Consider the following 20358-nt stretch of genomic DNA (forward strand, 5'->3'; position numbering starts at 1 on the left):
GATAGACTGTCTTCTCATATCATATCTCTAACGAGAAAACAACAAGACAAAATATGTTTATAGAGCAACCGGCAATATGGTTGCGCTGGCTATATCCCAGAGCGACATGGAGGATGGACAAGAATGAGCGTGCTGTATACCTCACGTTTGACGATGGTCCTATCCCCGAGGCAACACCATTCATTCTGAAGACTCTCGCTGAGTTCGGTGTCCATGCCACTTTCTTTATGGTGGGCGACAATGTGCGCAAGCATCCTGAGCTGTACGACCAGATCGTGGCGGCAGGTCATCAAGTGGGCAACCACACCTTCAACCACTGGGGAGGATTCAAGCATACCACGCGTTCCTACAGTGAGAATGTGCAGAAAGCCAACGATCTCATACATAGCCACCTCTTCCGTCCGCCACACGGATGGATGCGCTGGGAACAGTATTTCTGGGTAGGCCGCAAGTATCGCATCGTGATGTGGGATCTCGTGACCCGCGACTACAGTAAGTGGATGACAGCCGATGATATCGTTGCCAACGTGAAGCGCTATGCCCGCAACGGATCGATAATCACCTTCCACGATTCGCTCAAGAGCATCGACAAACTGCATTATGCTTTGCCCGAGTCGCTGCGCTGGCTGAAGGAACAAGGATATGAGTTCAAGACTTTTGAATAACAGATTATGGAGAATATAGGAAAAGACAAAGTGCTCGCCGCTGTGGTGCGCACTTTTTTTAAGTATTTCACTCTCGGAGTGATAGAAGGCAAGTCTGCCGACAGTGCCGACATGACCGTGTATGAGCCGAAGAACGTGAAGAAGGTGATGTCGGAGCATATCGAGGATGTGTCGAGGATTTTCAATCAGGAAGTGTTCTTCGCCATCTCCCGTATCAATTACGTGGAAGAAGAACTGGAGCGAGAGCTGCAGGCTTTCGTAGCTGCCGGCAACAAGACCACGCCGATGGATCTGATGCGCTTCGCCTGCCGTTCAGATGAGTTCTATGATGTGATGGTGTGCGAATACAAGCGCAATTTCGAGTCGCTGCTCTGTGGTTCCTTTGCCACACTCTCCAAGGCATGTGAGGGCTTCACGGAGTGTGAGGCGCTCGGTAGCATCGCCGTAGACATGGCTGAGAATATCATAAACAGAATTGCCCACCAGGCGTATGGCGAGGGAAAGAAGCTGGTGGCAGAGTGATTGCATAGCAGTCTGTCAATATAAACTGCTTTTGTAAGATTTGCTATTCGTCCCTCCCCTACGGGGGAGGTTAGGTGGGGGCTAGTGTAATTATGCGATGGTTATCATCTGTATTGTATTCTTTTCCACTGACTTCAGCCCCCTCTCGTTCTCCCCCGTAGGGGAGATGCAGATTACTTTTCTTGCATAAGTTGCTTTAGTATATTGCAGCTGCAGTTTACTTTTCTTGCATCAGAAGCTGTTAGTCTATGACGGCTCCAGATTGTCTTCTCAAACATAGGGGAAATGGTTCGAAATTGGGCACGGTGCTTGCCCATATTGGGCAAGCTGCTTTCTCACATGGGGCAAGCAGCTTTCTCACATGGGGCACGTTTCTTGCTTCGGGGGTTGCCCCTCTTGGGCACGTTTTTTTTGTCCATTATCAGTATAAAATAAAACAACGCGGTTCATGGTATTGTCCTATGAACCGCGTTGTATGTTTATCTTGATTGTCTTACATGTAGTGCATCATTTCCTTTGATGTTGTGCATCATTATCTTTGATGTTTCCCATCGCTGATTTTTGATGTCACATATCGATGTGCTTCACCTCTTTTATCTTTGATGCTTCACACCAATTGGAATCAGCCTTACTGCATGTCATATACCACCTGCATCAGCTTCTTTCCGATGGCGTCAGCCTCTTCCATTGTCTTCGCCTCGCTGTAGACACGGATGATTGGTTCGGTGTTGCTCTTGCGCAGATGAACCCACTTGTCGGGGAAGTCAATCTTCACACCGTCGATGTCTGTAACCTTCACGTCCTTCTCGCCGGCAAACATCTCCTTCACCTTCACGAGGATAGCGTCGACGTCGGTTGACGGAGTGAGGTCGATGCGGTTTTTGGCGATGAAATAGTTAGGGAAGGACTTGCGCAGTTCGCTCACCTTCATACCCTTCTTAGCCAGTGAAGAGAGGAAGAGGGCGATGCCCACGAGAGCGTCTCTACCGTAGTGGCTCTCAGGATAGATCACTCCGCCGTTGCCTTCGCCACCGATGAGAGCTCCCACCTCCTTCATCTTTGTCGTCACGTTCACTTCACCCACGGCAGCAGCAGTGTAGGTGCCGCCGTAGCGCTCTGTTACGTCTCTTAAGGCTCTTGTACTGCTCAGGTTAGAAACGGTGTTACCGCCACCCTTGGTGTTAGCCAGGATATAGTCGGCAACAGACACGAGAGTGTATTCCTCGCCGAACATCTTTCCGTCTTCGCAGATGAAAGCCAGACGGTCAACATCAGGGTCCACCACGATACCCAGGTCGTAGCCGCCCTTTGCCATCTCGCCCATGATGCCACCGAGGTTCTTCTCCAGCGGTTCAGGATTGTGGTTGAAATCTCCGTCTGGGATGCCGTTCAGAATCTTGTATTCCACTCCGAGAGCTTCGAAGAGATTCGGCAGTATGATGCCGCCCACAGAGTTGATGGTGTCTACGCATACTTTGAAATGTGCGTTCCTGATTGCCTCTCTGTCTACGAGAGCGAGGTTGAGCACAGAGTCGATATGCTTCTTGTTGAACGTGTCGTCCTTCTTGTAGTGGCCCAGATGGTCAACGTCGCAATAGTTGAAGTCTTCCTTCTCGGCAATCTCAAGCACTTCGTTGCCGTCAGCCTTTGTGAGGAACTCGCCTTCGTTGTTCAGCAGTTTCAGTGCGTTCCACTGGCGAGGGTTGTGGCTGGCTGTGATGATGATACCACCGGCAGCCTTCGACATTATAACGGCAAGCTCCGTAGTAGGAGTGGTGGCAAAACCGATGTCGAGCACGTCGTAGCCCATGCCAATCAATGTGCCGCACACCACGCTGCGAACCATCTCGCCGCTGATGCGTGCGTCTCTGCCCACAACGATGGTGTTGCTGTCAGATTTTCCGCTCTTGCGGATGAATGTGGCGTATGCCGTCACGAATTTCACTATGTCCAGCGGATTCAGCGTGTCGCCTGTCTGTCCGCCTATCGTTCCGCGGATACCGGAAATAGACTTTATCAGTGTCATATCTTTGAATTCCTTTTTATTGGTGAGTGAATTTTTTGTTAATTATAATCATCTGTGATGAAAAAAGGCAAGCTTTCGCCCGCCTTATTGTTTTGTATAGGTTTATCTTCCCCTTTCGTAAGTGATGTTGTACAGGCATGGATAAACACCGCTCGTAGCGTATTGGTGTCCCTGTGTGTGAGGCACGATGAGTCTTACCTTGGCAATCTCGTCGCCCTCCTTCTCCGGTCTGCCCACGTTGATGTAGGTAAACGGCACGAGCCATCCGCTTGGTACCGATGTGCTGCCATAGAGCGAATACATCAGACTCTCGCCGGCTTCGAAAGAGGCGGTGAATGTGCCGCTCGTGTTCTGCACGTTCATCTTGTCTACTACAGAGATGTAATAACCGATCATGTTGGTTGACTGCAGGGAGTCGGTCAGCAAATTGTATTCCTCGTAGCGGCAGAGCACAGTGGTTGTCTCGCCCTTTTCAATCTTCTTGCCGCATCCCTTGCGTATTATCTGCATGTATACGTTGGAGTCGTCGAGATAAACGAATTCGTTTTTTGCAGTGTCGGTGACGCAGCCATTGGCTTCAAACTCACTTTCTTTCAACACCTTGATGCCTTTTTCGCTGATATAGCGGTTGATGGCATTTCTCTCTCGCTTCTTCTGGTCGGCGTATGTCTCGTCGTCGCTGCAGCTTGAGAATACCGTTACTGCTGCCACGAGCGTCATCAGGAAGTATGCTATTTTCTTCATTGTCATTTTTATTCGTTGGAATTTATCCTTGCAAAAATACGAATATTTGTTCAAATACCTATTATTCTCACTGGCTTATTACGTTACTTTAACGTGGCGTCATTGTCATGAATGCATTGTGGCTTACCAGCGGAATTCTCTGATAGCCTTGTTCACAAGCATCTCAGCTTCGTCCATCGTGCAGTTCAGATGACCGCCGGAGGCATTGAGATGTCCGCCGCCGTTGAAGTATTTTTCTGCCATCTTGTTGCAGGGGAAATCGTCTACCGACCTCAGGCTCACCCAAATGGTGTCAGGCTTCTCTGTGTCTTCGCGCAGTGAGATGCTCAGTTTCATGCCCTTTATCTGCAGCGGCATGTTGACGAGTCCCTCGGCATCGCCCTTCATGAAATGGAAATGCTTCAGGTCGCGCCTTGTCAGAGTGAAATAAGCGGCATGGTATTCTGCGAATACGTTAAGTTTGGTATACATCACGTAGCCCATCAGTCTCAGTCGCCAGAGACTGTAGTTGTTGAACACGTTGCGGTATATCTTGTCTTTGTTGATTCCCTTTGTGAGCAGTTGGCTGATGATGAAGAATATCTCCGGACGGTTGGAGTTGTATGTGAAACCTCCCGTGTCGGTCATCATTCCGCAGTATATCGCCACTGCCACATCCTTGTCCATCTCCTCGAATCCGCCAAGCTGCCATATCAGTCGGAACACCAGTTCGCATGTGCTGCACGCCTCGGGGTGAGACACGCTGATGTCAGCATCCACCGTCGGGTTCAGATGATGGTCGATAAGCACCTTGTGGGCCGTAGATTCCGTGATGAGCGTTTCCAGTTCAGCCGTCCTGCTTGCATCGTTGAAATCGAGACACAGCAGCAGGTCAGCATTGCGGGTAGCCGCTTCTGCCTCCTCCTTTTTCTTGTCGTGTCTCAGAATGTCCATCGTGCCCGGCAGCCACTGCAGGAAGTTCGGGAACATGTCGGGCACGATGACCTTCACGTCTTCCTTTCCTCTCTGTTTCAGATAGTTTGCCATACCGAGTGTCGAACCGATGGCATCGCCGTCGGGACTGCGGTGTGTGTATATCGCAATATGATTTGCTTCATCGATAAGACGGTTGAGGCTCTCTACCTCAACCTCAGTAAGTAGGTTTATGTTCATCGGGGATTTATATTTAGTTTACGAGTAGATGAGCCGGCTTGTTTGCTTGTTAACCTGCTTGTCCGCTCGTCTACTCGTATACTTGTCTACTTGTCAACTCGTCAACTCGTTAACTCGTCAACTCGTCAACTTGAAATCTTAGAACAACTTCTTTGGATAAACGCCGTCGTTGACGAGCTTCTGTATGCGCTCCACGGTGCCAGGTCTGTCTTCTGGATAAGTCACTCCGAACCAGTTGCTTGTGGTGTCGAGCACCTTCACTGTCGCTGTGCCTTCGTTGATGAGCTTGTTTACCATCAGCGGGATGAAGAACTCCGACTTCAGGTTCGTCATGTTCTCTGGTTTTGAGAGGAACTCCTTGAAGAATTCGTCGCTGTATTCGAAATAGTCAGGAGTGAATCCCCATACGTTCATGGAAACAGGAGTGTTGTCGTCTACTGTTACCCACTTGTCCTCTTCATCCATATAGCTCACCTTGCCGTCGATGCGCATTATCTTTGTGCGCTCCACAACTGTGGTGAGGTTGTCGTCGGCGTCTTTAGAGCAGATACCGCGAGAAACGGTGCCGTTCTCCGACAGGGTGTTGCCAACGCGGAATCCCACCATGGCATATCTGTTCTTGCTTCCCTCCGGCAGTTCGCTCAGGAATTTGCCAATCACCATGAAGCAGTCGCGGTTGTAGAAGTCGTCGCAGTTGATAACGCAGAAAGGTTCCTTCACCACATCCTTTGCCATCATCACCGCATGGTTAGTACCCCATGGTTTCACTCTGTCCTTAGGGCAAGAGAAACCCTCTGGCAGTGCGTCGAGGCTCTGGAAGCAGAGTTCTGCAGGGATGTGTCCCTCATACTTCTTGAGGATCTTCTCTCTGAAGTCCTCCTCGAAGTCCTTGCGGATAATGAATACAATCTTACCGAATCCAGCCTGTATGGCATCATATATAGAGTAGTCCATGATGGTCTCTCCGTTAGGTCCCAGTCCGTCAAGTTGTTTCAGTCCTCCATACCTGCTGCCCATACCGGCAGCGAGCAAAACTAATGTAGGTTTCATAATCTTAATTTTAAATGTTATATTTATGTTGTTAGTCAGAAAATCATTTTCTGTTTGCTGTCAGAATCTTCTTTAGACAGTCGTGTTAGCAGTTTATTGGAACAGTTGTATTCCGAATACTATCAGTGCGTATCTTATGAACTTGCCCACCGTCATGCTCAATGTCGTCACGGGCAGGTTGGCACGCATCAGTCCGAGTGCCACCGTTATGGCGCTGCCGATTATGGGCACGAAGGCGAAGAATGCCATCAGTGCTCCGCGTCCCGCCATGAAACGCTGTGCCCTCTCTATCTTCTCCTCTTTGATGTGGAGATATTTCTCTATCCAGTCCATGCGTCCGAAGGTGCCTATCCAGTAGTTGAACAGTCCGCCGAGCACGTTGCCCACCGTTCCGGCTATGAGCAGTATCCATGGGTCGAGTCCCATCACCTTCAGTGCTCCTATCACCACTTCGCTGTTGAAAGGCAGCACGCTGCCGGCGAGCAGTGCCGATATGAACATGCCGAGGTATCCGAATTGTGCAAGAAATTCCGTCATGGCATCAAGTTGAAAATTGTTAAACCTAATGTCGCGAGACACATCACTATGAAAGTCACGTTTGTTAGCCAGGTCCTTGTCAGCGCCACATAGTGGGCGAACAGGCAGCTGGTGTTGACTATTATTATCGGCAGCAGATTGTCGAAATGCTGTGGCTGCAATATGATGAACACAAATGAGAGGATGTCCACCGTGATGAACATCTCGAATATCATCCTCGTGCGAATCTTGTCCTGGTAACTGTTGCGCATGTAGTGTATTATTCCTATCACCGCCAGCAGCACCACCAGTCCGAATGTCGCTATGCGGTGTATGTCGAGTGCCTCATATTGCAGGAGCGGTTCAAACTGAGCCAGTTCTGCGAAGTGGTCTATGAATGCGTCGAACTGGTTGGTCACCACATAGTAGCCCACAGCAAACCAGTATGGCATCACCAGTCCGAGCACTGTAGCCCAGAACATCCTGTGTGTCAGCGCCATCATGTTTGATGCCATCAGAATCCACAGGAAAGGCACGAAATACAGAATCTGCACGAAGAAGAGGCTTGCTATTCCCAGGCATGCGAATGAATAGAACGCTATTCCCGGTGCCCTCTTGTCTTGGTAAGAACGCAGCAGCGAGAGATAGAACAGTATGAAACACATACCCGTGGCGCAGCTCTCCAGCGAGCTGAACAGGAATGTGGCAGCACACGTCATTGCCACGAACGAGCATGACACCATGCGGCTGTATATCCTTATCAGCGAGTTGGTGTTGTTGAGCATCATCATCAGCAGCGTGGAAGCCACGAAGAACGCCAGCTGAAGGTATGCCCCTTCAGCCACGGTGCCCGCCCCCAGCCATACCGCTAAGCCATAAATGATCATCACCGGAAAGGCGAAGCGGCTCTCTGCCAGTCTGTTCTGTATTCTCTTTTTCATTCAGAAGCAGTTGTTTCCTACAAGTCCTGTCCGATGTCTCTTCTGAAGTATTTGTCAGTGAAGCAGATCTTGTTTGCCTCAGTGAACGATTTCTGCAGAGCCTCCTCCTTGTCCTTTCCGTAGGAGCTCACAGCGATTACGCGTCCGCCGTTGGTCACCACTTCGCCGTCTTTCATTGCCGTGCCGGAGTGGAACACGATGCTTCCCTCCACCTGGTCAACTCCGCTGATAGGGTAGCCTTTGGCATATTTCTCTGGGTATCCGCCACTCACGAGCATTACGCATACGGCAGCCCTCTCGTCGAATTCAATCTCCTTTTCTGCGATATTTCCCTCGGCAACACCTTCGAGCAGGTCAACGAGGTCGCTCTTTATCCTCAGCATCACGCTCTCCGTCTCCGGGTCACCCATGCGGCAGTTGTATTCTATCACCATAGGGTTGCCCTCCACGTTGATGAGTCCGAAGAATATGAATCCCTTGTAGTCGATGTTCTCCTCTGCAAGTCCCTCCACGGTAGGTCTGATGATGCGGTCTTCCACCTTCTTCATCCATTCCTCCGTTGCAAATGGCACCGGTGTCACGCTTCCCATTCCACCGGTGTTCAGGCCCGTGTCATGCTCTCCGATGCGCTTGTAGTCCTTAGCCTCAGGCAGGATTTTGTAGTCCTTGCCGTCGGTGAGCACGAACACCGAGCATTCTATACCGCTCAGGAATTCCTCTATCACCACCTGTGCCGATGCGTTTCCGAACATGCCGCCGAGCATCTCGCGCAGTTCCTTCTTTGCCTCTTCCAGGGTAGGGAGGATGAGCACACCCTTTCCGGCACACAGTCCGTCAGCCTTCAGCACGTATGGTGCCTTCAGCGTTTCCAGGAATTTCAGTCCCTCTTCGAGCGATGTTCCGTCGAAAGTCCTGTATTTCGCTGTCGGAATGCCGTGGCGCTCCATGAATCCCTTTGCAAAGTCTTTAGAGCCCTCGAGCACGGCGCCCTTCTTCGACGGACCGATTACCGGGATGTCCTTCGTGCGTTCGTCGTTCTTGAAGTCATCATAGATGCCCTTCACCAGTGGGTCCTCAGGTCCTACCACAACCATGTTGACGCCGTTGTCCACGCAGAAGTTTTTCAGAGCCTCAAAGTCGTCGGCTTTGATATTCACGTTTTCGCCCACGAGAGCTGTTCCGGCATTGCCCGGAGCGATGAAGAGTTTTTCCACTTTCTTGCTCTGTGCTATTTTCCAAGCCAGTGCATGCTCGCGACCGCCGCTGCCTAAAAGGAGTATTTTCATAATCTAAATAGAGTTTCTTTTGTTTATATTTGGTGCAAAATTACAATATAAAGTGTTTATCGCCAAATAGTGACGGTGAAAAAATAACTTGGTATGTATTTTACCGTCACACAATAGTGCGTAATTATAGTTAATCATTTTTTTGTTCTTTCATGACTTCGAACATCACCTCGTCGAATGCCCTGTGTGAGAATATCGTTTGGTCAAGTGTTTCGGTGAAAAATATCTCCACGTCTGGTATCTCCGGAATCATCAGCATGAATACGCTTGTATGTAGCCACATGGAGTCTTCGTTGAAGGAGTATAGCAACTTGAACCCGTTGTAGTTCAGGTTTGCCATGTTTATCGCCTTTCTCACTGTCGATACCATTTCAAGGTTTTCCGCCGGGTATTTTCTCCAGAACGTGTCGAAGATGGTGATGAACGGTCTTTCGTTGCTCATTCTCAGGTACATCCGCTCGCCTTTGTATTCAATCCAGTACTCATCTTTGTTCTCGTTATCCTGTTCATACTCTATGCCATGCTTGTCGAGCAGTTGCAGACACAGGTCTTTCGTTCCCGTCCTGCTGCTTTCCATGTTGTTGTCTGTCTGTTTCATAGTCTTCTCTGTTGAAGATGCGGTTGTTGTTGAAGATTCGGTTGCTGCATCGGCCTCGATTTCCTGTTCCCTTTTATGGCTTTTGTATACCAAGCGAGCTATTCCTGCTATCACTCCAATGCCCATGCTTTTCATGAAAGTTTCCGGGTCGTCCATGCCGAATCCGTATCTCAGTATCAGATATGCGACAATCGATGTGGTTACTATTATAATGTATGTCATATTGAAGAATCTTTTTGAGTGGTTCGGATTATCATGGCAGAGCCATTGCCAGTGGTGCTCTAACATATTCCCCAAACGGTAATTATGCCGTTTGTTTTTTGTATTTTACAAAGGTAGTGATAATTATCCGCAAACAAGCATACTGACGATGATTTTTATTCATCTGCTCCACCTTTTCTTTATATCCCTTATGTCAACGAGGGCCTCTGCAAATCGCAGAAGCCCTCGTTGTGATAGCAGTCTTGACTGATGTAGAGTCAAGAAAATGTGATTATCCCAAATTGGGGTTTATTTCAGATAATCCTCGAAATACTGTGTGATGCGCTCATGCAGGTGAACGCTCTTGTGACCCATCATATTGTGACCCTCGCCAGGATAAGCGAAGAAGTCAGGCTGAGTGCCGGCCTCGCTGCAGGCATTGAGGAACATGAGGCAGTTCTGTGGAACAACGGTAGGGTCGTTCATACCAGTGATGATCTGCAGTTTGCCCTTCAGATCCTTGGCCTTGTTCAGGAGCGAAGTCTTTGCATATCCCTCCGGGTTGCTCTCCGGAGTGTCCATATAGCGCTCACCATACATCACCTCATACCATTTCCAGTCGATTACCGGTCCGCCGGCAACTCCCACCTTGAACACGTCAGGATAGTTTGTCATCAGCGAGATTGTCATGAATCCGCCGAAGCTCCATCCATGAACGCCCATGCGGTCCTGATCAACGTAAGGCAGCGACTTGAGATATTCCACTCCCTTCATCTGGTCCTTCATCTCCTCCTGTCCGAGCTGACGGAATGTAGCCTGCTCGAAGTCCTTTCCGCGATGCTCGCTTCCGCGGTTGTCGAGGATGAAGAGCAGATAGCCTTTCTGCGCCATGTATGTCTCCCATGAGCGAGAGCTGTAGTGCCAGCGTGCGTCCACGTTGTGGGCGTGAGGGCCACCGTATACATAAACCACAGTAGGATATTTCTTGTTAGGATCGAAATCCACCGGCTTCACCATTCTCCAGTAGAGGTCGGTAGTGCCGTCGGCAGCCTTCAGCTTGCCGCAAGAGTATTCCGGAATGTTGTATCCCTTCTCCTTCCATGGGTCCTTGGCGTTGAGGATGCAGTGGCTCTTGCCTGTCTGAGTGTCGATAGCCACGATGCGACGGGGCACCGTAGGCTCCTGGTAGTTGTCGAGCAGGTATCTGCCGCTGGCGCTAATTGTCGAACCATCGTGCCATCCCTTGCCGCCTTCATCGATGCGTGTGCGCTTCTTGTTGGCCACGCTCACCGAGTATACGTTCTGCTGGATAGGGCTTGCCTCGTTAGACTTGTATATGATGCTCTTTGTCTTGCTGTTGAAACCGAGCACGCTGAGCACTTCCCATTTTCCTTCTGTCAGCTGCTCTACTTCAAGTGACTCCGTGTTGCTTGCCATTCTGCTGCCGTGCATGCCGAGGGTACAGAGATACAGGTGGTTGTAGCCATCCTGACGGCTCTGCATGATGAACTGTGACTTGTCCCAAGGCAGGAACACGATAGGGTTGAGAGGCTCCACGTATTTCTCGTCCACCTCGCGATACAGTTCACCGGTCTTCTCTCCTGTCTCTGCGTCGTATGCGGTGAGGCGGCAGTCGTTCTGGTCGCGGTTCAGTTCAAACATATACACCTTCTTGCCGTCCGGTGCCCATGCCAGGTTGGTGAAATAGCGGTCAGTAGGGTCGCCGGCTTTCAGATACACCGTCTTTCCCGTCTTCATGTCATACACGCCGATTGTCACCTTGTGGCTCGTCATTCCGCACATAGGATATTTGTCAGGCTCATAGGTGGCCTCACGCTCGAAGGTGTTCACTTGAGGATAGTCAGCCACCATCGACTGGTCCATGCGGTTGAAGGCGAGCTTCGTTCCGTCCGGGCTCCAGAATGTGCCCTTCATCGAGGCGAACTCGTTGCGGTGTACTGCCTGTCCGTATACAATCTCGCGGCTGCCGTCGGTAGAGAGCTGTGTCGTCTTTCCTTCAGCGTCCATCACGTAGAGGTTGTGGTCGCTAACGTATGCCACAGCCTTCGATGCGTTGTTCCAGTCGGCAAACTCCTGTCCCTTTGAAGCCTGGCGCCATACCACCGCTTTCTTCTTGAAGTCGATGAGCATGCGCTCCTGCTTGTTGGCTATGAGCACGAGGCTCTTGCCGGCGTATGGGAACTGTGCCCAGCCGAGGTTCAGTATCTTGGAATCCTCGTTGGTCTTCGCCCATGCGTTGAGCTGTGCCTCGGTGAAGAGAGTCGTCTCTTTGCCGTTGGCTTTGTTCACGAGCTTACACTCCTCAGCGTTGCGGAGCACGAGCTCGTCGCCCCACCATGTGATGTTGCGATACTCTGGAATCATGTTGTGGTAGTTCGTTCCACCGAAGTTCAGGTCTTCGAGTGAGAACTGCTTCAACTGTGCTGCTGCGTTCATAGTGATCAGAATGCAGGCGGCAGCAGCGGCAACTCGTCGTGCCACCGTCTTGATAAGGTTTTTATTCATCATTATATCAGTTAAAACTTTTTTGTTTTTCTGTCATATCCCCTGTCGAAGTTCTTTACGCCACGTCGGTCGCCACGGTCATACTTCTTTCCGCCCTTGTCGTAGTTCTTGCGTCCGCGGCGGTTGTCGTCGTCGTCGAAATCACGGCGGGTCTTCGTTCTCGGCTTCTTGTCAGCCTTCTTGCCGAAGTTCAGTGCGTCGGCATACGGGCTCTTGCGGAATTTGAACGAACGGATGTCCTCCTCCTCGTCCAGATGCTCCAGTTCGTCGAGACGCTTCTTGAATTCGCGGTGCTCCTTGAAGCGGTGCTTTTCAGCCATCTGCTTCTTCTCCTCTTCAGTCTTCAGGATGTTTCCCTCGCTGCGGAACTCGCGGAAACCGCCTTCGAACATCAGATATTTGCGGAACTCGCATTCCAGCGAACCATTATAGAGAGGAATCTTCTGCGACGGTTTCAGTCCGATCTCGTCGAAACACTCCTTGCGGTAGCTCAACACCCAGGCCTCGCCGTTCTTGAAGTTACGCTTCAGCGTCTCTCCAATCATCTTGTATGTTCCGAGCAGGTTCGGTGTAGAGATACGCTCGCCGTATGGCGGGTTGGTTATCATGAAAGCCTTGCCCTCAGGCTGCTTGAAGTCCTTGAAGTCGGCACATGTGATTGTCACGTCCTTGCTCAGTCCGGCAGCCTTAACATTCATGATGGCAGTGTTCACAGCCTTCATGTCCACGTCAGAACCGTAGATATGGTGTGTGAACTCACGCTCCTGCGAGTCGTCGTCGTATATGCTGCTGAAGAGGTCAGCATCGAAATCCTTCCATTTCTCGAATGCGAACTCCTTGCGGAAGAGTCCAGGTGCCATGTTGCGTGCTATGAGGGCAGCCTCCACAACGATAGTTCCCGAACCACACATCGGGTCGTAGAAGTCAGTGTCGCCCTTCCATCCCGACATGAGGATCATTCCGGCAGCCAGCACCTCGTTCAGAGGAGCTTCCACCGATTCCTGTCTGTATCCGCGACGGTGCAGGCTCTCACCGCTCGAGTCGAGCGACAGCGTGCAGCGGTCTTCGGCGATGTGCATGTTGAGGCGTATGTCGGGGTTCGACACCGAGATGTTCGGACGGCTGCCGGTCTTCTCTCTGAACTGGTCAACGATGGCGTCCTTCACTTTGTATGCCACGAACTTAGAGTGGCGGAACTCGTTGGAGAATACCACGGAGTCAACGGCGAAGCTATCTTTCAGGTCGAGATACTTGCTCCAGTCAATCTTCTTCACCTCGTTATAAACATCATCGGCGCTCTGGGCCTTGAAATGCTTTATCGGTTTTAGGATACGAATCGCCGTGTGCAGTTGGAAGTTAGCGCGATACATCATCTCCTTGTCGCCAGTGAACGACACCATGCGGCGACCAATCTCTACGTTGTTAGCTCCGAGTTGCGTTAGCTCCTGTGCCAATACGGGCTCAAGACCCATGAAGGTTTTGGCGATGAGCTCAAATTCCTGTTCCATTATTGAATTAAAAATCTATGATACTTATTTGCTTATTGTCTTGAGAGTGTGTTTGTATTGACACGGTAACACCGCCGGATGTACTGATATAAAATAAGGTGGGAAACGCTTCAAAATTTCCTCAATGCCATTGTCCGAAAGCAATCCTTTGCCATCGCAATGCAGTCGTAGACGGCCTCCCGTGGAGCATTCCGGAGATAATAGACTCTCCGCCGCCTGTTTCAGAATGTCTGTAGTTTTGTCGATTCCCATCATGTGATAAAATTGTCAATTTTCCATCTGCGATAAAAAATGTCAATGCGTGTGCAAATTTACGTCATTTCTCTTTAAGTGCCAAATCTTTTTTATGGAAAGACTATAATTGTGGTGAAAGGAACGGGCTGTAGATTCGGAAATCCGAAAACCCAGAGAGAAACCAAATATATGTCAGCGGCGCGTTGTTCGCTTTGGTCTCTTAATTCACAAATCGCTTGCCACAGTGCATGTGATTTGTAATATACGCTTGACAAAGGGTAGGGTAAATCTCATTTTATCGAATAGTTAATAGACTTTTAAAATCCAAATTATATGATAATATAAATACTTTTTATATCTTTGCCGAGAATTTGTTTCCAATGGTATAAGTGTCTTAGCAAAATAATTAAACAAGTATTTTATGACAAAATTTGTTAGATTAAGTCGTGGACTTGACATCAACCTTGCCGGCAAGGCAGAAAAGACAAAGCGCGTCTTGATGCCCGGTGAGGTGTTTGCCCTCACGCCATCCTCTTTTGAGGGAGTAAAACCAAAGGTGATGGTGAAAGAAGGCGACAGAGTCAAGGCCGGCGATGTATTGTTCATCAACAAAGACTATCCCGAAGTGGGATTCTCTTCACCGGTCAGCGGAGAAGTTTGTCTTGTTGAACGCGGCGACCGTCGAAAGCTCCTCAGCGTGAGGGTGAAAGCCGACGCAAATCAGGAGTTTGTTGACTTCGGAGTGAAAAACGTGAAAGAGATGACCGGCGACGATGTGGAGAAGTCACTTCTCGAAGCGGGCCTCTTCGGTTATATCAACCAGTTGCCCTATGCCGTGTCAACCAATCCGCAGACAAAGCCTAAAGCTATTTTCGTTTCCGCTCTCAGGGATATGCCGCTGGCAGGCGATTTCGAATTCGAACTTGAGGGACAGGAGAAAGATTTCCAGACAGGACTCACGGCGCTCAGCAAGATGGCGAAGACCTATCTCGGCGTCGGCGACAAGCAGAACATCAGCGCTGCCGATGTGGAGGTGGTGACCTTCAAGGGCAAGTGCCCGGCAGGCAACGTGGGAGTGCAGGTCAATCACATCGACCCCGTGAACAAGGGCGAAGTGGTATGGACCGTAGACCCTACGGCGGTGATATTCTTCGGCAGACTCTTCAATAGCGGCCGCGTGGACCTCCGTCGCACGGTAGCCCTCGCCGGTTCTGAGGTTACATCCCCATGCTACGCCGACATGCTCGTGGGCCAAGACATCGAAACCCTCGTGGCAGGAGCCTACCGTGGCGACAACGTGCGCATCATCATGGGCAACCCTCTGACAGGCAAACCGGTGGAGAAAACTGCCGACACAGGTGCTGCATCATACAGCCGTTTCCTCGGCGCACACACCAGCGAGGTGACGATAATCCCCGAAGGCAACGACGCCGACGAGCTGGCAGGCTGGATAATGCCACGCCTGAAGCAGTTCAGCGTGTCGAGAAGCTATTTCTCATGGCTCTTAGGCAAGAACAGGGAGTATCGCCTCGATGCCAGAGTGAAAGGCGGCGAGCGCCACATGATAATGAGCGGCGAATACGACAAGGTGTTCCCTATGGACATCTATGCCGAATATCTCATCAAGGCAATCATCGCCGGTGACATCGACAAGCAGGAACAGCTCGGCATATATGAGGTGAGTCCTGAAGACTTCGCCCTGGCAGAGTTCGTTGACTCCTCCAAGCTCGAGCTGCAGCACATCGTGCGTCAGGGACTCGACATATTGAGAAAGGAAAACAGCTAACTATAAATACAACAGACCATGTCATTTTTAAGAAACTATCTGAACAAAATAAAGCCGAACTTCGAAGAAGGCGGCAAGCTGCATTCGCTGCGCAGCGTCTTCGATGGCTTCGAGACATTCCTATATGTCCCGAACACCACATCGAAGAGCGGCACCAATATCCACGATGCCATTGACTCAAAGCGTATAATGAGTATGGTGGTAATCGCACTGCTGCCGGCACTCCTATTCGGAATGTATAACATCGGCTACCAGAACTATGCCGCAGCACACCAGACAGGCACCCTCCTGGAGATGTTCGCCTACGGATTCCTTGTGATGCTGCCCAAGCTGCTCGTCAGCTATGTGGTAGGTCTGGGAATAGAATTTGCCTGGGCACAGTGGAAAGGTGAGGAGATACAGGAAGGCTACCTCGTCAGCGGTATCATCATCCCGATGATTCTCCCCGTTGGCTGCCCGTTGTGGTGTATCGCCATCGCAGTGGCATTTGCCGTAATCTTCGGTAAGGAAATCTTCGGCGGCACCGGAATGAATATCTTCAACGTGGCACTTCTCGCCCGTGCGTTCCTCTTCTTCTCTTATCCTACGAAGATGAGCGGCGACTCGGTGTGGGTTGCCACCGACAGCATCTTCGGACTCGGCAACACGCTGCCCGACGCCTTCACCTGCGCCACTCCTCTCGGACAGATGGCACAGGGCTCTGCACCGTCGGCATCGCTTTTCGACAGCATCGTGGGACTCATTCCCGGCAGTATCGGCGAGACCAGTGTCATAGCGATAGCCATCGGAGCCGTGATACTCCTCTGGACAGGCATCGCCTCATGGAAGACTATGCTCAGCGTGTTCCTCGGCGGAGGCGTGATGGCAGCGATTTTCCAGGCCACAGGACAGACCCCTGTGGAGTGGTATGAGCATATTGTGCTGGGCGGATTCTGCTTCGGTGCGGTGTTCATGGCTACAGACCCTGTGACATCGGCACGCACGGAGACCGGCAAATGGATATACGGCATACTCATCGGCGCACTCGCCGTAATCATCAGAGTGATGAACCCCGGATATCCAGAGGGAATGATGCTCGCCATCCTCTTCGGCAACATGATGGCTCCGGCAATCGACTTCTATGTTGTTGAGGCAAACATCAGCAAGAGAATGAAACGAGCCAAGAAATAACAATAAGGTATAAAATACTGATTATGAACAAGAATAGCAATACATACATCATAGCATACAGCTGCATAATGGTTGTAGTGGTGGCTTTCCTGCTCGCCTTTGTGAGCAGTTCGCTGAAGCCGGCGCAAGACGTCAACGTGGCGCTCGACAAGAAGAAGCAGATACTTGCCGCCCTCAACATCCGCAACCTCTCCGACCAGGAGAGTGCCGAACAGTATGCAAAAGTGGTAGACCGCGACGCTGTCATCAATGCCGACGGCAAAGAGATAGCCAAGGGCGGAAAAGGTGGCGAGACTGCAGGATTCCTTCTCAACAGCGCCGACTACAAGGCAGGCAAACTCGCAGTTTATTACTGCACCGTAGACGGCAAGCACAAATTCGTGGTGCCTGTCTACGGTATGGGACTCTGGGGACCGATTTGGGGATACATCGCCGTTAACGAAGACTGCAACACCATCTATGGCGCATACTTCAACCATGAGGGCGAGACAGCCGGACTGGGAGCCGAAATCAAGGACTCAAAGGCTTGGCAGGACCTCTTCCGCGGAAAGACCATCTATGGAGCCGACGGCAAACCGGTGATAAAGGTGAAGAAGGCGAGCGAAGTAAAAGACAAGAGCTGCGAGGTCGACGCCGTTACGGGAGCTACCCTCACCTCGGTGGGAGTGAGCGACATGTTGCAGGAGGGCTTCGCAAAATACATGAAACTCTTCGCCGGACAGACCTCACAGACTGAAGCCAACGACGCTGGCGACGGTGAGAAAAAGTAATCATTTAAAGAAGCAATGATAATATGGAAAATAAGATAAAAAGCGTTTTCACAGCGCCTCTCAATTTCATGAACCCGGTGCTCGTTCAGGTGCTCGGTATCTGTTCGGCACTCGCCGTCACGTCGCAGCTCAAGCCTGCCCTTGTGATGGGACTTGCCGTGACCGTGATCACGGCATTCAGCAACCTCATCATCTCGCTCATCCGCAACACCGTGCCAACGCGTATCCGTATCGTGGTGCAGCTCGTTGTGGTGGCAGCCCTCGTTACCATCGTGAGCCAGGTGCTCAAGGCATACGTCTATGATGTCAGCGTGGAACTCTCTGTCTACGTAGGTCTCATCATCACCAACTGTATCCTTATGGGTCGTCTTGAGGCTTTCGCCATGCAGAACAAGCCCTGGCCGTCGTTTGTCGACGGTTTCGCCAACGGACTCGGCTACGGCATCATCCTCGTGGTGGTGGGAGCGGTGAGAGAGCTGCTCGGCAGAGGAACGCTGCTCGGATTTGAAATCCTGCCAAAGAGTGTTTACGAAATGGGATATTTGAACAACGGAACGATGACCATGCCTGCCATGGCGCTCATCCTCATCGGAGTGGTGATATGGATTCATCGTGCTTATTTTTACAAGGAGGAGAAGTAAATGGAACACTTGATAAACCTTTTCTTTAGGTCCATCTTCGTGGACAACATGATTTTCGCATTCTTCCTCGGCATGTGCTCGTTCCTTGCCGTATCCAAGAACGTGAAGACATCGCTCGGTCTCGGCGTCGCCGTGACGTTCGTGCTCGTGGTCACCGTGCCTGCCAACTACCTGTTGCAGACCAAGGTGCTCGGCCCCGACTGTATCATCAAGGGGGTAGACCTGAGCTATCTCTCGTTTATCCTCTTCATCGCGGTAATCGCCGGCATCGTGCAGCTGGTGGAGATGGTGGTTGAACGTTTCTCGCCGACTCTCTATGGAGCGCTCGGTATCTTCCTGCCACTCATCGCCGTTAACTGTGCCATCATGGGAGCGTCGCTCTTCATGCAGCAGCGCATCAACCTCGACCCTTCAAACACCCAGTATCTGGGCAGCGTGGGCGACGCCTTCGTATATGCCCTCGGTTCTGGTCTGGGATGGATTCTCGCCATCGTGAGCATGGGAGCCATAAGGGAGAAGATGCAGTATAGCGATGTGCCGAAGCCATTACAGGGACTCGGAATCTCGTTTATCGTCGTAGGACTCATGGCGATAGCGATGATGTGTTTCTCGGGATTGAAAATATAGACGAGTAGATAAGTTGACAGAATAACTTTAACAGAATTCAAACAATGAACATCAGTTATATATTGGCCAGCATCGGAGTATTCCTTGCAGTGATACTCGTACTCGTGATAGTGCTGCTGGTCGCAAAGAAATATCTTAGTCCGAGCGGCAAGGTGACAATCACCGTCAATGGCTCCAACGTGATAGAAGTGGAGCAGGGCGACACCGTGATGAACTCCCTCAACGACAACGGCATCCATCTGCCGTCGGCTTGCGGCGGAAAGGCAAGCTGCGGACAGTGCAAACTCCAGGTGCTGCGTGGAGGCGGCGAGATTCTCGATTCCGAGAAACCGCATTTCTCGCGCAAGGAGATTAAAGACAACTGGCGTCTGGGCTGCCAGGTGAAGGTGAAGGGCGACATGGAAGTGAAAGTGCCCGAAGAGGTGATGGGAGTGAAGGAATGGGAATGCACGGTGATAGAAAACCGCAACGTTGCCACCTTCATCAAGGAGTTCACCGTGGCTCTGCCAAAGGGAGAGCACATGCACTTCGAACCGGGATCCTACGCTCAGATCCGTATTCCAGCCTTCGATATGGACTACGATAAGGATATCGACAAGTCGCTCATCGGCGACACCTATATGCAGGCATGGAAAGACTTCGGACTCTTCTCGCTGAAATGCAAGAACACCGAGCCTACCATCCGTGCTTATTCTATGGCAAACTATCCCGACGAGGGCGACATCATCATGCTCAACGTGCGTATCGCCACGCCGCCTTTCAAACCGAAAGACCAGGGCAAGGGATTCCTTGATGTCAGTCCGGGTATCGCCTCGTCATACATCTTCTCGCTGAAGCCGGGCGATAAGGTTATCATGTCGGGGCCTTATGGTGAGTTCCGTCCGCAATACGACACAAAGCGTGAGATGATATGGGTGGGCGGAGGCGCCGGAATGGCTCCGCTGCGTGCTCAGATCATGCATATGCTGAGAACGAGAAACTGCCGTGACCGTGAGATGCACTATTTCTATGGAGCGCGTGCACTGGAGGAGATACCGTTCCTCGACGACTTCCTGCAGCTGGAGAAGGAATATCCTAACTTCCATTTCCACCTCGCCCTCGACCGTCCGGACCCGAAGGCAGATGCAGCGGGAGTGAAGTATACGCCGGGCTTCGTGGCTCCTGTGATGGGCGACACCTATCTCAAGCAGCATGAGGACCCTGAGGATTGCGAGTATTATCTCTGCGGACCGCCAATGATGGCGAAGACCGTGCTCGACCTTCTGCATTCACTCGGAGTGGAAGACGATATGATTCGTTTCGATAATTTCGGAGGATAATAAGAACAGACCTCCGACAACTATAAAGAGGGTGTGTCATATGTCTGTGACGCACCCTTTTTGTTTGACTAGCATG

At 50.9% G+C, this 20358-nt stretch carries 18 protein-coding genes; 8 read left to right on the top strand and 10 right to left on the bottom strand.

Features of this window, described 5'->3' with window-relative positions; all coding sequences use genetic code 11:
- Window positions 1-53: 53 nt before the first annotated feature.
- Both ST42_RS10560 and ST42_RS10565 read left to right on the top strand, forming a co-directional pair.
- A complete protein-coding gene (locus ST42_RS10560; protein WP_022315593.1) occupies window positions 54-665 on the top strand; it encodes a polysaccharide deacetylase family protein in 612 nt (203 codons plus the stop codon).
- A gap of 6 nt (window positions 666-671) precedes the next feature.
- Window positions 672-1187: a hypothetical protein gene (locus tag ST42_RS10565; protein ID WP_044073493.1), complete on the top strand. Its 516-nt coding sequence runs from the start codon at window positions 672-674 to the stop codon at window positions 1185-1187.
- A 628-nt stretch (window positions 1188-1815) separates the two neighbouring features.
- Here ST42_RS10565 and glmM read toward each other — a convergent pair.
- From glmM to ST42_RS10615, 10 genes are all read right to left on the bottom strand, one after another.
- Window positions 1816-3213, bottom strand: a complete 1398-nt coding sequence (gene glmM / locus ST42_RS10570) for a phosphoglucosamine mutase (RefSeq protein WP_044073494.1) — start codon at window positions 3211-3213, stop codon at window positions 1816-1818.
- 102 nt (window positions 3214-3315) lie between these two features.
- Window positions 3316-3957 (bottom strand): DUF4827 domain-containing protein, encoded by a 642-nt coding sequence (locus tag ST42_RS10575; RefSeq protein ID WP_042518790.1) that lies wholly within the window; start codon window positions 3955-3957, stop codon window positions 3316-3318.
- Between the two features lie 123 nt (window positions 3958-4080).
- Window positions 4081-5109: a DHH family phosphoesterase gene (locus ST42_RS10580; RefSeq protein ID WP_044073496.1), complete on the bottom strand. Its 1029-nt coding sequence runs from the start codon at window positions 5107-5109 to the stop codon at window positions 4081-4083.
- 138 nt (window positions 5110-5247) lie between these two features.
- Window positions 5248-6159: a glycosyltransferase family protein gene (locus tag ST42_RS10585; protein WP_044073497.1), complete on the bottom strand. Its 912-nt coding sequence runs from the start codon at window positions 6157-6159 to the stop codon at window positions 5248-5250.
- Between the two features lie 93 nt (window positions 6160-6252).
- Window positions 6253-6696 (bottom strand): YqaA family protein, encoded by a 444-nt coding sequence (locus ST42_RS10590; protein ID WP_022315600.1) that lies wholly within the window; start codon window positions 6694-6696, stop codon window positions 6253-6255.
- Window positions 6693-7616 carry a hypothetical protein gene (locus ST42_RS10595; RefSeq protein ID WP_044065380.1) on the bottom strand — a complete coding sequence of 308 codons (924 nt, stop codon included), beginning with the start codon at window positions 7614-7616 and terminating at the stop codon, window positions 6693-6695. The genes ST42_RS10590 and ST42_RS10595 overlap by 4 nt, the downstream gene beginning before the upstream one ends.
- A 17-nt stretch (window positions 7617-7633) precedes the next feature.
- A complete protein-coding gene (gene purD, locus ST42_RS10600; protein ID WP_022315602.1) occupies window positions 7634-8902 on the bottom strand; it encodes a phosphoribosylamine--glycine ligase in 1269 nt (422 codons plus the stop codon).
- Window positions 8903-9032: 130 nt separating this feature from the next.
- The gene (locus ST42_RS10605) at window positions 9033-9722 is read right to left on the bottom strand and encodes a hypothetical protein (RefSeq protein ID WP_044073498.1); all 690 of its coding nucleotides are present in this window, start codon (window positions 9720-9722) and stop codon (window positions 9033-9035) included.
- 288 nt (window positions 9723-10010) lie between these two features.
- A complete protein-coding gene (locus ST42_RS10610; protein ID WP_082028644.1) occupies window positions 10011-12230 on the bottom strand; it encodes a S9 family peptidase in 2220 nt (739 codons plus the stop codon).
- Between the two features lie 8 nt (window positions 12231-12238).
- Window positions 12239-13735 (bottom strand): THUMP domain-containing class I SAM-dependent RNA methyltransferase, encoded by a 1497-nt coding sequence (locus ST42_RS10615; protein WP_044073499.1) that lies wholly within the window; start codon window positions 13733-13735, stop codon window positions 12239-12241.
- A 655-nt stretch (window positions 13736-14390) separates the two neighbouring features.
- Here ST42_RS10615 and ST42_RS10620 point away from each other — a divergent pair.
- Genes ST42_RS10620 through nqrF form a run of 6 tightly spaced genes read left to right on the top strand, consistent with a single transcriptional unit; the run spans window position 14391 to window position 20282 of the window.
- Complete coding sequence (locus ST42_RS10620; protein WP_044073500.1) at window positions 14391-15755, top strand: Na(+)-translocating NADH-quinone reductase subunit A; 1365 nt, start codon at window positions 14391-14393, stop codon at window positions 15753-15755.
- An 18-nt stretch (window positions 15756-15773) separates the two neighbouring features.
- A complete protein-coding gene (locus tag ST42_RS10625; RefSeq protein WP_022315607.1) occupies window positions 15774-16925 on the top strand; it encodes an NADH:ubiquinone reductase (Na(+)-transporting) subunit B in 1152 nt (383 codons plus the stop codon).
- Between the two features lie 23 nt (window positions 16926-16948).
- Window positions 16949-17695 (top strand): NADH:ubiquinone reductase (Na(+)-transporting) subunit C, encoded by a 747-nt coding sequence (gene nqrC / locus ST42_RS10630; RefSeq protein WP_044073501.1) that lies wholly within the window; start codon window positions 16949-16951, stop codon window positions 17693-17695.
- A 23-nt stretch (window positions 17696-17718) separates the two neighbouring features.
- Window positions 17719-18336 carry an NADH:ubiquinone reductase (Na(+)-transporting) subunit D gene (locus ST42_RS10635; RefSeq protein ID WP_022315609.1) on the top strand — a complete coding sequence of 206 codons (618 nt, stop codon included), beginning with the start codon at window positions 17719-17721 and terminating at the stop codon, window positions 18334-18336.
- A complete protein-coding gene (gene nqrE, locus ST42_RS10640; RefSeq protein WP_022315610.1) occupies window positions 18337-18963 on the top strand; it encodes an NADH:ubiquinone reductase (Na(+)-transporting) subunit E in 627 nt (208 codons plus the stop codon).
- 44 nt (window positions 18964-19007) lie between these two features.
- Window positions 19008-20282 carry an NADH:ubiquinone reductase (Na(+)-transporting) subunit F gene (gene nqrF, locus ST42_RS10645; RefSeq protein WP_044073502.1) on the top strand — a complete coding sequence of 425 codons (1275 nt, stop codon included), beginning with the start codon at window positions 19008-19010 and terminating at the stop codon, window positions 20280-20282.
- Window positions 20283-20358 lie beyond the last annotated feature (76 nt).

This window comes from Prevotella pectinovora (assembly GCF_000834015.1).
GTDB classification, from domain to species: Bacteria; Bacteroidota; Bacteroidia; order Bacteroidales; family Bacteroidaceae; genus Prevotella; species Prevotella pectinovora.